The following is a 13,540-nucleotide window of genomic DNA, read 5'->3' on the forward strand; positions in this document are numbered from 1 at the left end:
CCCGCCCTCGCTTGACAAAATTATTTTAAGCATAAAATATCTCCCGGCTTCGCCCCGGGGAACTTTTCCGCTTGCCCCGCGCTGACCGTCGAAGCGAGGAGACAGCCATGCGCATCGTCTGCATCGGGGGCGGGCCGGCCGGGCTCTATTTCGGCATCCTGATGAAGATGCTCGATCCCGCACACCGGATTTCAGTGGTCGAGCGCAACCGTCCCTACGACACCTTCGGTTTCGGGGTCGTGTTCTCCGACGCGACCATGGACAACATGCGCAAATGGGATCCGGCCACGGCTGATGCGATCGAACAGGCGTTCAACCACTGGGACGATATCGAGGTCCTGATCAAGGGCCGCCGGATGCGCACCACCGGCCACGGCTTTGTCGGCATCGGCCGCAAGCGCCTGCTCAATATATTGCAGGCGCGCGCCGAGGAACTTGGCGTCGAATTGGTCTTTGAGCGCGAGGTCGATTCCGATCTCGAATTTCCCGATGCCGATTTGATCGTCGCCGCCGACGGCGTGAACTCGAAGATCCGCACGCGCTATGCCGACAGCTTCCAGCCCGACATCCTGATGCGGCCGAACCGCTACATCTGGCTCGGCACCAACAAACGCTTCGACGCCTTCACCTTTGATTTCCGCAAGACCGCGCATGGTTGGTTCCAGGCGCATGTCTACAAATTCGAGGAGGGCGCGGCCACCTTCATCGTCGAGACCACGGAAGAGACGTTCCTGGCGCATGGTCTCGACAAGCTCGGTCAAGATGGCTCCATCGCTTTCTGTGAAAAGGTGTTCGCCGAGATTCTCGAGGGCCATTCGCTGGTCTCCAATTCCCGCCACCTGCGCGGTTCGGCCTGGCTTTCCTTCCCGCGATTGATCTGCGGCAAGTGGACCGCGTTCAACGGCAGCAGCCATGTCGTCTTGATGGGCGATGCCGCGCATACCGCGCATTTTGCGATCGGCTCGGGGACCAAGCTCGCGCTCGAGGACGCGATCGAGCTGACCAACCAGTTCAAGCAGCTCGGGGCGGCGTCTGACAAGATTCCCGCGGTGCTCGCGGCTTACGAGGAGCTTCGCCGCGTCGATGTCGCGCGGATCCAGAATGCCGCACGCAACGCGATGGAGTGGTTCGAGGTGGTCGGCGCGCGCTATGCCGACACGCTGGAGCCCGAGCAGTTCATGTATTCGCTGCTGACGCGCTCGCAGCGCATCAGCCACGAGAATTTGCGTCTTCGCGACAAGGCGTGGCTCGAAGGCTATGAGCGCTGGTTCGCCGAACGCGCCGGGTTGCCGGAGTCCAATGATCGCGTGGCGCCGCCGATGTTCACGCCATTCCGCATCCGCGGTTTGTCGCTACCCAACCGCATCATCTGCTCGCCGATGGCGATGTATTCGGCGGCGGAAGGCGTGCCGAACGATTTCCACCTGGTTCATTTCGGCGCACGCGCGCTTGGCGGCGCCGGGCTGATCTTCAGTGAGATGACCTGCGTGTCACCTGAGGCACGGATCACGCCGGGCTGCTGCGGGCTGTGGAACGACGAGCAGGCGAAAGCCTACAAGCGCATCGTCGATTTCGTCCATGGCAATAGCGCCGCCAGAATCGGCATCCAGCTCGGCCATTCCGGGCGCAAGGGTTCGACCCGCGTGGCCTGGGAGGGAATGGATGAGCCGCTTGCCGAAGGAAACTGGCCAGTGGTGTCGGCCTCTGCTGTCCCCTATCTGCCCGACGGCCAGATGCCGGAGCCGATGACGCGTGCGGAGATGGACAAGGTGCGCGAGCAATTCGTTGCCGCGGCGAGGCGCGCGGTGCAAGCTGGCTTCGACATTCTCGAACTGCATTGCGCCCACGGTTACCTGCTGTCGAGTTTCCTCTCGCCGCTTACCAACCGTCGGACGGACCAATATGGCGGCGGTGTCGAAAACCGCGCGCGCTACCCGCTCGAAGTGTTTCGGGCGATCCGTGCGGTGTGGCCGCAGGACAAGCCGATCTCGGTGCGCCTGTCGTGCCATGACTGGGCCGAGGGCGGCAACACGCCTGACGATGCGCTGCAGTTCGCGAAGCTGTTCAAGGAGGCCGGCGCCGATCTGATCGATTGCTCTTCGGGCCAGGTCTGGGCTGACGACCATCCGGTCTATGGGCGGCTCTATCAGACGCCGTTCGCCGACAAGATCCGCAACGAGGTCGGGATTGCGACCATTGCGGTCGGCGCGATTTCCGAGGCCGATCACGCCAATTCCATCATCGCCGCCGGCCGCGCCGATCTCTGCGCCATCGCCCGCCCGCATCTCGCCGATGCAGCCTGGACGCTGCACGAGGCCGCGAAGATCGGTGTCAAGTCGATTGCCTGGCCGAAGCAATATCTCTCCGGCAAGCAGCAATATGAGGCCAATCTGGAACGCGCGGCAGCGGGAGCGAAGGCATGACCCGGAATTTCTGGCCCAACGCGCATGCGCTCATCACCGGCGGCGGCTCCGGCATCGGCGCCGCCACCGCGCGGGCGCTGGCCGAAGCCGGCGTGCGGGTAAGCGTTGCAGGCAGGAGGCCCGATGCGCTTGCCGAGACCGCGGCGTCTCTCGGGAAGCGTGCCGGCGCGGTCCTGCCGATGGATATAACCGATGAAGTCGCGGTCACTGAGGGCATCAAGCGGATCGAGGCCGAGGCCGGTCCGGTCGATATCCTCGTCAACAATGCAGGCAAGGCGGTGAGCGCGCCGTTCGATAAGACGGATGCCACGCTGTGGTCGGACATGCTGGCAAGCAACCTCTCCAGCGTCTTCCTGGTGACGCACGCGGTGCTGCCGGGTATGGCGCAACGCGGACGCGGGCGCATCATCAACGTCGCGTCCACCGCGGGCCTGACCGGCTACACCTACGTCTCTGCCTATGTCGCCGCCAAGCACGGCGTCGTCGGGTTGACGCGTGCGCTCGCGCTCGAATATGCGCGCCGCGGCGTCACCGTGAATGCGGTCTGTCCGGGCTATACCGACACGCCATTGGTGGCGGAGGCGGCCGCCAACATCGTCGCCAAGACCGGCCGGAGCGAAGCGGAAGCGCGCGCAGCCCTCGCCAAGGTCAATCCGATGCAGCGATTGGTGACACCTGAAGAAGTCGCGGACACCATTCTTTGGCTCGCCTCCTCTAGCGCAACGTCAATCAACGGACAGGCCATCGCGGTTGCCGGCGGCGAGGTCTTCACGGGATAAGGGAAACGCCAAAGGAAAAATCATGTCTGAGATGAAAGCAAAGCTCCGACCATTCAAGGATTATCCGGCGCGCCATTTCAAATGGTCGACCGATGACGATGCCCGCGTCGCCACCATCACGCTGAACCGGCCGGACAAGAAGAACCCGCTCACGTTCCAGTCCTACGAGGAACTGCGCGACCTGTTCCGGAATCTCGCCTATGCCTCCGACGTCCGCGCCATCGTGCTGACCGGCGAGGGCGGCAATTTCTGCTCCGGCGGCGACGTGTTCGAGATCATCGAGCCGCTGACGCGGATGGCGATGCCCGACCTGATCGCGTTCACGCGCATGACCGGTGATGTCGTGAAGGCGATGCGCAAATGCCCGCAGCAGATCGTCGCGGCGATCGACGGCATCTGTGCCGGCGCCGGCGCGATGCTGGCGCTCGCCTCCGATTTGCGGCTGGCGACGCCGCAGGCCAAGACCGCGTTCCTGTTCACGCGCGTGGGACTCGCCGGCGCCGACATGGGCGCGTGCGGACTGTTGCCGCGGGTGATCGGGCAGGGCCGCGCGGCCGAGCTGCTCTATACCGGGCGGGCCATGAGCGCGGAGGAGGGATTTGCTTGGGGCTTTCACAACCGCCTGGTGCCATCGGCAGAGCTCTCGACCGCGGCCTATGACCTCGCCCGTTCGCTCGCCGATGGCCCCTGGTTCGCGCATGGCATGACCAAGACGATGTTCAACCAGGAATGGGCGATGGGCATCGACGAGATGGTGGAGTCGGAAGCGCAGGCGCAGGCGATCTGCATGGCGACAGGGGATTTCCGCCGCGCCTTCGAGGCTTTCGCCGCCAAGAAGAAGCCGGTCTTCGAGGGGAATTGAACCCGTGACGGGAACAAGCACATGATCGAACTCCTGCAGCCCGAAGGCTGGGCCCAGCCGGTCGGCTATGCCAATGGCGTCAGCGCACGCGGCAAGATGATCTTCATCGCCGGCCAGATCGGCTGGAATGCGCAATGCGTGTTCGAAACCGACGATCTCGTGGCGCAGATCGGGCAGACCCTGCGGAACGTCGTCGGGGTCGCCGCCAGCGGTGGCGCAAAGCCCGAGCATATCGTGTCGATGACCTGGTTCCTGCTCGACCGCCGCGAATATTCCTCGCGGCTGAAGGAGATCGGCGCTGTTTACCGCGACATCATGGGCCGCCGATTCCCCGCGATGACCGCGGTGCAGGTCTCCGGCCTTATCGAGGATCGCGCCAAGGTCGAGATCCAGGCAATCGCGGTGGTTCCGGATTGAGGTGGTGAGAGCGTTAACCTAAGTCGCCGGCAGAGCGGATGCTGAGACGATAAAGTGTCTTGCGAGCGGCTCGGACGCCGTGCGACCCTGCGAACGTCTCACCAACGTCCGGATTGTCGAGTGGAGTAGGGCGATGAAGGCGATTATCGTCGGCGGCGGGATTGGCGGGCTCACGACGGCGCTGATGCTGCGGGCCCGCGGCATCGCTTGCGAATTGTTCGAGCAGTCGGAAACGATCCGTGAGCTCGGCGTCGGCATCAACACCTTGCCGCATGCGATCCGCGAACTCGCTGGTCTTGGCCTGCTCGATGCGCTCGACAAGGCCGCGATCCGCACCTACGAGCTGTTCTACCTCACGCGCCACGGCCAGCAGGTCTGGCACGAGAAGCGCGGGCTCGATGCCGGCCACGACGTGCCGCAATTCTCTGTTCATCGCGGCCGGCTGCAGGGCGTCATCCATCAGGCTGTGGTCGCGCGGCTCGGCGGTGATGCGATCCACACCGGCTGCCGGCTCGGCGCGTTCACGCAGGATGAAGGCGGCGTCACCGCCTATTTCTTCGATCGTGCAGGCCAGCACGTGCGCACCGCGCGCGGCGATATCCTGATCGGTGCGGACGGCATCCACTCGAGAGTGCGCGAGACGCTGTTTCCGAACGAGGGGCCGCCCTGCTGGAACGGCCTGATGTTGTGGCGCGGCGCCGCTGACTGGCCGGCGTTTCTGACGGGCCGCTCGATGATCATCGCCGGCGGTCTGAACGCCAAGGCCGTGATCTATCCGATCGCGGAAGGCTCCAGCCCCGCAAGCCGTCTCACCAATTGGGCTGTCATGGTGCGGATCGGCGACGGCGCATCACCGCCGCCGCGCCGCGAGGGCTGGTCGAATCTCGGCAAGCGGGAAGAGCTGATGCCCCATGTCACAGGATTCTCGATCCCGCAGGTCGATTTTGCGGCGCTGGTCCGTGCCACGCCGGAATTCTGGGAATATCCGTGCTGCGATCGCGATCCCTTGCCCTATTGGACGAGCGGGCGCGTCACCTTGCTCGGCGATGCCGCGCATCCAATGTATCCGGTTGGCTCCAACGGCGCCTCGCAGGCCATTCTTGATGCGCGGTGCCTCGCGGATGCGCTGGCGCGCTCGGAGCATCCGCGTCAGGCGTTGGTTGCCTATGAACGCCAGCGCCTGCCGATGACCGCCGATATCGTCGCCTCGAACCGTCGCGGCGGGCCCGAAGGCGTGATCGATGCGGTCGAGCAAATCGCGCCGCAGGGCTTTACGGACATCGAGACTATTCTGAGCTATGAGGCGCGCGAAGCGATCGTGCGCGGCTACGCCGCCAAGGCGGGCTTCGCCGCACGCGTGGTGGCGCGGCAATCGTAACGGGTGTCGGGGCTTCATCCTTCGAGACGGCCGCTGCGCGGCCTCCTCAGGATGAGGTCTGAGAGCGCGCCGAGATCGTAGACCCTCATGGTGAGGAGCGCGGCCTGCCGCGCGTCTCGAACCATGAGGCCATAGACCTCTCATCCTGCTCTTGAGCGCAACGTACTCTACCCTTGCGACAGACTACGCCGGCGGCGGCAGGAAGTGGATGTTATACTCGGCCGCGAGCCGGACCACGTCGTCCGGATTCTGCTCCCGCATATTGTGGATCGCCCAGAACAGGTCATAGAGCCGGCGCGTCGGCGACACCCAGAACAGCGTCTTCGCGGCCTGCTGCGACTTGTTGAAGATGCCGTGCGGCTTGCCCATCGGCAGGCGCACGAGATCGCCTGATGTTGCGGATTCATCGGCGCCGTCGAGCATGAAGTCGAGCTTGCCTTCGAGGATGTAGAGATACTCGTCCTGGTCGGGATGGATGTGCGGCGGCACGAAGGTGCCGGGCGGAAACGTCGCATGCCAGGAGAACGAGTGCTCGGTGCGGTTCTTCGGCACATAGGTCTGGCCGAGGATGTTCCAGGTGATCCCCTGAATACCTTCGTTGGCACGGGTGATGCCCGCGATCTCGTCGTTCATTGTTCCACTCCCTCGTTCATTTTACTGAACAATCCTTGGCGTAGCGGTCGCCGTAATTCTCGAACACCTTTTGTACGATCTCGGTTTGGAACTTTCCATCAGGACGTTTTGCGACCTGAGTCAGATAGAAGTCCTGGATTGGATAGCCGTTGGTGTTGAACTTGAAACTGCCGCGAAGCGAAACGAAGTCGGCCTTCTTGAGCGCCGCCGCGACCGCCTCCTTCTTGGAGAGATCGCCGTTGACCGCCTTCGCCGCGCTGTCGATCAGCATCGCCGCATCATAAGCCTGCATGGCGTAGGTGCCGGGCACGCTCTTGTAGGCGGCTTCATAGGCCGCCACGAACTTCTTGTTCTGGGGGTTGTCGAGGTTGGGCGCCCAGTTGGCGCCGCCAAACATGCCGACCGCCGCATCCTGCTGCGCCGGCAGCGTCGATTCATCGACCGTGAAGGCGGAGAGCACTGGCACGGTGGCGCCGGCCTGCTTGTACTGCTTCACCAGATTGACGCCCATGCCGCCCGGCATGAACGTGAACAGCGCATCCGGCTTCTGCGAGGAGATCTTGGTCAGCTCCGGCTGGAAGTCCAGCGTATTCAGCGGCGTGTAGGATTCGTCGACGATCTCGCCCTTGTAGTCCAGCTTGAAGCCGGCGACGGAATCGCGCCCGGCCTGGTAGTTCGGCACCAGGAGATAGACGCGCTTGTAGCCGCGATCCTGTGCGACCTTGCCGAGGATCTCGTGCACCTGGTCGTTCTGATAGGAGGTGACGTAGAAGAATGGGTTGCATTCCTTGCCGGCGTAGCTCGAGGGGCCGGCGTTGGGCGAGATCAGGAACGTCTTGTTCTCGGTCACGGGGCGATGGATCGCCTGCAGGATATTGGAGAAGATCGGCCCGACCACGAAATCGACCTTCTCGCGTTCCAGCAGCCCGCGCACCTTGGTCACCGCGCCATCCGGCTTGAGCTCGTCGTCGACATTGACGACCTCGACGTCGCGGCCCGCCATCTTGCCGCCGAGATCCTTGATCGCCAGCGCAAAGCCGTCGCGCACCTGCTGGCCGAGCGCGGCGGCCGGGCCTGACGTCGTTACGATGACGCCGATCTTGATCTTCTCCTGCGCCAGGCTAGGTGCGGCAGCAACTCCGAACAGCGCCGCCATTCCTGCCAACTTCAATGCCTGTTTCATGGTCTCTCCTCGCGCCAACAAAGATCAAAACCTCGCGCTGCAGCTTATTCTGATGACGGCAAGCGCCGCAAGCGAATGCCACGCCACGTCTCGGCCGTCCGCGGACCGCATGCAAGCGCCGCGCCAAATTGCTTGAAGCTTAAAGAAATTCTGCGATAACCTGCGGCACGCCTCATCATTTGACTTGCGATAGGCTGCGAATTGTTTGAAGCTCAAAACGATCGGCCGTGATTGGCGCCGCGAAAGGCGTGATTGCCCATGATGCTTGATTCCGAGACAAAAGCGGTCGAATTGCCGGAAGACCACGGCACCGAGCTTCGGCTCTGGCTTCGGCTTCTGACCTGCACCAACCTGATCGAGGGCGAGGTGCGCGGCCGCCTGCGCGAGCGCTTCGAGGTCACGCTGCCGCGCTTCGACCTGATGGCCCAGCTCGACAAGGTGCCGGACGGCATGACGCTGTCAGATCTTTCCAAGCGGATGATGGTGTCGAACGGCAATGTCACGGGCCTGGTCGAGCGGCTGGTGGAATCGGGGCATCTCGACCGACGCACCTCGGACACCGATCGCCGCGTGCAGTTCATCCGATTGACGAAGCTCGGCCGCGCCGAGTTCCGCAAGATGGCGGCCGAGCACGAGACCTGGATCGCCGACATCTTCGCCGACCTCTCGCACAAGGATATCCGCGAATTGATGCGGCTGCTCGCCAAGACAAAAGCCTCGGCGCAGCGATCCGCCAAGGCGCGGACGCCATGAGTGGCGACTACGAAGTCGAATACAACAATCGCGCGCGGGTGCCGGAACATCCCGCGCTGATCGAAGGCTGGGCGAGGGACGCGGCCGCTTATCGCGCGCAGCATGCGCCGCGCCGTATCGTCTACGGTTCCGGCAGTCGCCACACGATTGATTTCTTTGAAAGCGGCGAGGGGCCGGTCGTCGTCTTCATCCATGGCGGCTACTGGCAGGCGCTCGACGGCTCCTTCTTCAGCCATTGCGCGCGCGGGCTCAATGCCCACGGTATCAGCGTCGCCGTGCCGAGCTACGATCTCTGTCCCGCCGTCACCATTGCTGACATCATCGGCCAGATGCGTGACGCGTCGCGCGAGCTGGCGCGGCTCGGCCGACCATTGGTAATGAGCGGCCATTCCGCCGGCGGGCATCTCGCCGCTTGCATGCTCGCGACCGATTGGGCGGCGTTCGATGCATCGCTGCCGAAACGGCCGGTCATTTCGGCCTATTCGATCTCCGGCCTGTTCGAGCTCGCGCCGCTGGTCGAAACCTCCATCAACAAGGCGTTGCGTCTGGATGCCGCATCGGCCAAGGCCGCAAGTCCGCTGTTCTGGCAGCCGCCGGCCGGAACGACGCTGGACGCGGTGGTCGGCGAAACCGAAAGCGCCGAATATCATCGGCAAAGCCGCGCCATCGTCGAGGAATGGGGCGCCGCCGGCGTTGCCACCCGCTACGGTGTCATCGCCGAAGCCAACCATTTTACCGCGATCGCGCCGCTCGCCGATCCGGGCTCGGCGATGGTCACACGGCTGCGCGAATTGGCGCAGGGCTGATTCTCTTCACGTTCCGGCGAAGCGCAGAAAATCGGCCCTTGCGCGGAATTGTTTTAAGTATAAAATTGTTGCCGGATACGCTGCCGGGCGTCCTCGATGTGTGATCGTGAGCATTCCTGCTGGAAAGCGAGGGGCGATGGATATGGCAGTTCTTGCACCGAAGCTGGGCCCTTCCGCCCATGTCGATACATTCACGCGCGACAATCTTCCGCCGTTCGATCAATGGCCGGACCTGCTGCTGGACCGGCCGGAATTTCAATATCCAGACTATCTTAACGCCGCAGTCGAACTGACCGACCGCATGGTCGAGAAGGGCTTTGGCGACCGCGTTGCGCTGATCGGAAACGGCCGCCAGCGCACCTACAAGGAACTGACCGACTGGTCGAACCGGCTTGCGCATGCGCTGGTCGAGAACTACGGCGTCAAGCCCGGCAACCGCGTGCTGATCCGCTCCGGCAACAATCCGGCCTTCGTCGCCGCCTGGCTTGCCGCGACCAAGGCCGGCGCCGTTGTCGTCAACACCATGCCGATGCTGCGCGCCGGCGAATTGGCGAAGATCGTCGACAAGGCCGAGATCACGCTGGCGCTGACCGACAGCCGCATCGCCGATGAGCTCGTCGCCTGCGCCAAGACCAGCAAATTCCTCAAGCAGGTCGTCAATTTCGACGGCACGCAGAACCACGACGCCGAGCTCGATCGCGTCGCGCTGAGCAAGCCGGTGCGGTTCGAGGCTGTCAAGACCGGTCGCGACGACGTCGCGCTGTTGGGATTCACATCGGGCACGACCGGCGAGCCAAAGGCGACGATGCATTTCCACCGCGATCTCCTGATCATTGCGGACGGTTATGCGAAGGAAGTGCTCGGGGTCACCGAGAACGACGTCTTCGTCGGGTCGCCGCCGCTGGCCTTCACGTTTGGTCTCGGCGGGCTCGCGATCTTTCCGTTGCGGTTCGGTGCCACCGCGACGCTCCTGGAAAACGCCGCGCCGAACCAGATGGTCGAGATCATCGAGACCTACAAGGCGACGATCTGCTTCACCGCGCCGACCGCCTACCGTGCGATGATGGCCGCAATGGACAACGGCGCCGACCTGTCGTCGCTGCGTGTTGCCGTCTCAGCCGGTGAGACGCTGCCGGCGCCGGTGTTCGAGAGCTGGACCAGGAAGACCGGCAAGCCGATTCTCGACGGCATCGGCAGCACGGAGATCCTGCACATCTTTATCACCAACCGGATCGGCGATGCCGTGGCCGGGACAACAGGACATCCGGTCTCCGGCTATGAGGCAAAGATCGTCGATGACGACATGAACGAGTTGCCGCCCGGCAAAGTCGGCAAGCTCGCGGTGCGCGGCCCAACCGGGTGTCGCTATCTCGCGGATGCGCGGCAGACCAAATATGTGCGCGACGGCTGGAACCTGACCGGCGACGCGTTCGTGCGCGACGAGAATGGCCGGCTCTCCTTCGTCGCCCGCGCCGACGACATGATCATTTCTTCCGGCTACAACATCGCGGGTCCCGAGGTCGAGACCGCGCTGCTGACGCATCCCGATGTTGCGGAGTGTGCGGTGGTCGGGCAGGCCGACGAGGAGCGCGGGCAGATCGTCTCCGCCTATGTCGTGCTGAAGCAGGGCTGCCGCTCCGACGATTTGCAGGTCAAGCTGTTGCAGGACCACGTCAAGGCCAGGATCGCGCCGTACAAATATCCCCGCGCCATCAGCTTCGTCGACGCGCTGCCGAAAACGCAGACCGGCAAGGTCCAGCGCTTCAAATTGCGCGAAGCGAGCTGACGTCGGCTGCTTCACCTCTCCCGCTTGCGGGGGAGGCGTAGGCCGCCTTTCGGCGGCCGTTCTTAAAGAACGCCGAAGCAGAGCTTCGGCTATGGCGTCAGCGCCGGGTGGGAGCTCTCTCCACACGATCGGACAGCGTGAATCGCGGAGAAACCCCCCACCCCAGCCCTCCCCCGCAAGCGGGAGAGGGAGCACAGCATCCATCGCCGATGCAATCGATCTAATCTCAGTCCTGCTCCTCCCGCATCCGGCCGATCAGGAGGTCGGCCACCAGCCGGCAGGACGGCGACAGGTTTCGGCTCGCCAGTCGGACCATCGTGACCTGCGTCGCTTCCAGCCGCTTGTCGCGCAACGGCACGGCAACCAGCAGGCCGGTCTCCAGCGCCGGCACCGCGGCGACGCGCGGCAGGAAGGTGGCGAGATCGGTGCGGGCGGCGAGCGTCTGTGCGAAGGCGAGCGAGTTGGTCTCGTTGCAAACCTCGAGCCTGACCTTGGCCTGCGCGCAAGCGCGATCCACCTCCTGGCGGATGCCAAAGGACGGATCGGGAACCACGACGCGCAGGCCCGCAAGTTCCTTCACCGTGCAGCTCGCCTTGGTCGCCAGCGGATGGCGCGGCGAGACGATCAGGCACAGCGACTGCCGCATCCGCCCGAGCTCGATCAGGTCGCTGCGCGGCGCGCGGCCGAACACGAAGCCGAGGTCGACATCATTGTGGCCGACCTTCTCGGCCACGTCGCGCGAGCCCACCATCGTCATCGAGATCGAAATGCCCGGATATTCGCCGGCAAGGTCGACGGCGAAATTCGACAGGAAGCTCATCAGCATGCCCTCGACGGTGGCGATCCTGACCTGCCCACGCCGTGAGCTGTCGAATTCCTGCACCTTGACGCGGATGCCGTCGAGCTGGTTGCGGTTCTCGACCGCGTAGCGGTAGAGCAGGTGGCCGGCGCCGGTGAGCTGCATCCCGTGCGGGCCCCGTTCGAACAGCTTTGCCGAAAGCTCCTCCTCGATCGCCTGCATCTGCCGGCTGATCGCGCTCGGCGCGATCCGCAGCGAAGCCGCCGCCTGCTTGATCGAGCCGCATTCGGTGACCTCGCGGAAATAGCGGATGGCGGCTGACTCGATCATGCGGCTTTCGTCCTCCTGTCGGCCTGCCCAACAAGATGGCAGGCATTGACCAGCATTCGAATTATTCGATCTCAGACCTCTAATTTCAATGCTTTTATTCGAATGCAGGATTTGCCATGATTTTCCATCCTGGCAGGTGGTGGTGGAGAATTGTTCTATGAATAGCTCTTGGGTCGCTCGTTACGCGCGTCTTGCAGCTCCGCTATGGGCGGCGGCGGTTCTCTGCGGTGCGCTGGCCTCGAACGCGTCGGCTGAGGACGTCATCCGCTTCGGCGCGCCGCTGCCGATCACCGGCCCGCTCGCGCCCGAAGCGATCAAGCAGCAGCAGGGCTATGACCTCTGGGCCGAGGAGGCGAACAAGGCCGGCGGCATTTCCGTTGGCGGCAAGAAATACAAGGTCGAGATCGTCTACGTCGACTACCAGTCGAACACGCCGCGCGCGGTGCAGGCGACCGAGCAGATGATCACCCAGGGCAATGTCAACTTCATGTTCGGCGCCTTCGGCTCCGGCGCGGCCAAGGCAGCGAGCACCGTATCCGAGAAGTATAAGGTGCCGACGCTGGCGGCGACCGCATCCTCGGTCCAGGTCTACGACCAGGGCTACAAATATCTGTTCGGCACCTTCACGCCGAACGACACGCTGACGACGCCGCTGACCCAGATCATCGAGGCCAAGGTGCCCGAGGTGAAGAAGGTCGCCATCCTGGCGCGCAACGACCTGTTCCCGCTCGCCATCGCGCAGGAGATGGAGAAGTCGGCCAAGGCGAACGGCTTTGATGTCGTCTATTTCGAGAAATATGCGATCGGCACGCTCGATCACTCGGCGGCGCTGTCGCAGATCAAGTCGCTGGCGCCGCAATGGGTCTTCGTCACCGGCTACATCAACGACCTGCTTTTGGTGCGCAAGCAGATGGTCGACCAGGAGATGAAGGCGCCGGTCGTCACCATGATCGCCGGTCCCGCCTACCAGGAATTCATCGAGTCCGGTGGCAAGACAGCCGAGAACATCACCAGCGCCTCCTGGTGGCATCCGGCCGCGCGCTATGAGGGCAAGGACATTTTCGGCTCGACCGAGAATTTCGTGAAGCTGTTCAAGGCGAAGTACAAGAGCGAGCCGGACTACGGCCAGGCTTCTGCCGCGCTGTGCGGGGCGCTGTTCCAGATGGCGATCGAAAAAGCCGGCTCGCTCGATCGCGACAAGGTGCGGGATGAGCTCGCCAAGCTCGACGCGGTGACCTTCTTCGGTCCGGTCAAGTTCGGTCCCAACGGGCAGATCAACTCGCTCGATCCGCCGGTCTTCCAGATCCAGGGCGCCAAGCCGGTGGTGTTGTTCCCGGATGCGATCAAGCAGGGAGATCTCAAGGTCGGCGTCAACTGACAGCCACCCCGTC

Annotated in this window: 12 protein-coding genes; 9 read left to right on the forward strand and 3 right to left on the reverse strand. The window is 63.7% G+C overall.

Annotation, left to right across the window (positions count from 1 at the left end; genetic code table 11):
• The first annotated feature begins 107 nt into the window (after positions 1-107).
• The 5 genes from ACVJGD_RS37695 (at position 108) to ACVJGD_RS37715 (ending at position 5,859) form a co-directional block, all read left to right on the forward strand.
• A complete protein-coding gene (locus ACVJGD_RS37695) occupies positions 108-2,423 on the forward strand; it encodes a bifunctional salicylyl-CoA 5-hydroxylase/oxidoreductase (protein ID WP_456638950.1) in 2,316 nt (771 codons plus the stop codon).
• Positions 2,420-3,202: an SDR family NAD(P)-dependent oxidoreductase gene (locus tag ACVJGD_RS37700; protein WP_456638951.1), complete on the forward strand. Its 783-nt coding sequence runs from the start codon at positions 2,420-2,422 to the stop codon at positions 3,200-3,202. Before ACVJGD_RS37695 ends, ACVJGD_RS37700 begins: the two co-directional genes overlap by 4 nt.
• 22 nt (positions 3,203-3,224) lie before the next feature.
• The gene (locus ACVJGD_RS37705) at positions 3,225-4,064 is read left to right on the forward strand and encodes an enoyl-CoA hydratase family protein (protein ID WP_456638952.1); all 840 of its coding nucleotides are present in this window, start codon (positions 3,225-3,227) and stop codon (positions 4,062-4,064) included.
• A gap of 21 nt (positions 4,065-4,085) precedes the next feature.
• Positions 4,086-4,481, forward strand: coding sequence for a RidA family protein (locus ACVJGD_RS37710; protein ID WP_456638953.1), 396 nt, complete (start codon positions 4,086-4,088; stop codon positions 4,479-4,481).
• A gap of 133 nt (positions 4,482-4,614) precedes the next feature.
• Positions 4,615-5,859: a flavin-dependent oxidoreductase gene (locus ACVJGD_RS37715; protein WP_456638954.1), complete on the forward strand. Its 1,245-nt coding sequence runs from the start codon at positions 4,615-4,617 to the stop codon at positions 5,857-5,859.
• A 183-nt stretch (positions 5,860-6,042) separates the two neighbouring features.
• Here ACVJGD_RS37715 and ACVJGD_RS37720 read toward each other — a convergent pair whose 3' ends face one another.
• A complete protein-coding gene (locus ACVJGD_RS37720; RefSeq protein WP_456638955.1) occupies positions 6,043-6,492 on the reverse strand; it encodes a cupin domain-containing protein in 450 nt (149 codons plus the stop codon).
• A gap of 16 nt (positions 6,493-6,508) precedes the next feature.
• Positions 6,509-7,675, reverse strand: coding sequence for an ABC transporter substrate-binding protein (locus ACVJGD_RS37725; RefSeq protein WP_456638956.1), 1,167 nt, complete (start codon positions 7,673-7,675; stop codon positions 6,509-6,511).
• Positions 7,676-7,933: 258 nt separating this feature from the next.
• On the opposite strand from ACVJGD_RS37725, the gene ACVJGD_RS37730 reads away from it, so the two are divergent.
• The 3 genes from ACVJGD_RS37730 (at position 7,934) to ACVJGD_RS37740 (ending at position 11,020) form a co-directional block, all read left to right on the forward strand.
• On the forward strand, positions 7,934-8,428 hold the full coding sequence (locus tag ACVJGD_RS37730) for a MarR family winged helix-turn-helix transcriptional regulator (protein ID WP_456638957.1): 495 nt from the start codon (positions 7,934-7,936) through the stop codon (positions 8,426-8,428).
• A complete protein-coding gene (locus ACVJGD_RS37735; RefSeq protein WP_456638958.1) occupies positions 8,425-9,234 on the forward strand; it encodes an alpha/beta hydrolase in 810 nt (269 codons plus the stop codon). The genes ACVJGD_RS37730 and ACVJGD_RS37735 overlap by 4 nt, the downstream gene beginning before the upstream one ends.
• A gap of 142 nt (positions 9,235-9,376) precedes the next feature.
• Complete coding sequence (locus ACVJGD_RS37740; RefSeq protein WP_456638959.1) at positions 9,377-11,020, forward strand: benzoate-CoA ligase family protein; 1,644 nt, start codon at positions 9,377-9,379, stop codon at positions 11,018-11,020.
• 226 nt (positions 11,021-11,246) lie between these two features.
• Here the strand turns inward: ACVJGD_RS37740 and ACVJGD_RS37745 are convergent, their stop codons facing one another.
• The gene (locus ACVJGD_RS37745) at positions 11,247-12,149 is read right to left on the reverse strand and encodes a LysR family transcriptional regulator (protein WP_456638960.1); all 903 of its coding nucleotides are present in this window, start codon (positions 12,147-12,149) and stop codon (positions 11,247-11,249) included.
• Between the two features lie 157 nt (positions 12,150-12,306).
• On the opposite strand from ACVJGD_RS37745, the gene ACVJGD_RS37750 reads away from it, so the two are divergent.
• Positions 12,307-13,527 (forward strand): amino acid ABC transporter substrate-binding protein, encoded by a 1,221-nt coding sequence (locus ACVJGD_RS37750; RefSeq protein ID WP_456638961.1) that lies wholly within the window; start codon positions 12,307-12,309, stop codon positions 13,525-13,527.
• The last annotated feature ends 13 nt before the right edge of the window (positions 13,528-13,540 follow it).

Source organism: Bradyrhizobium sp. USDA 10063 (assembly GCF_054063735.1).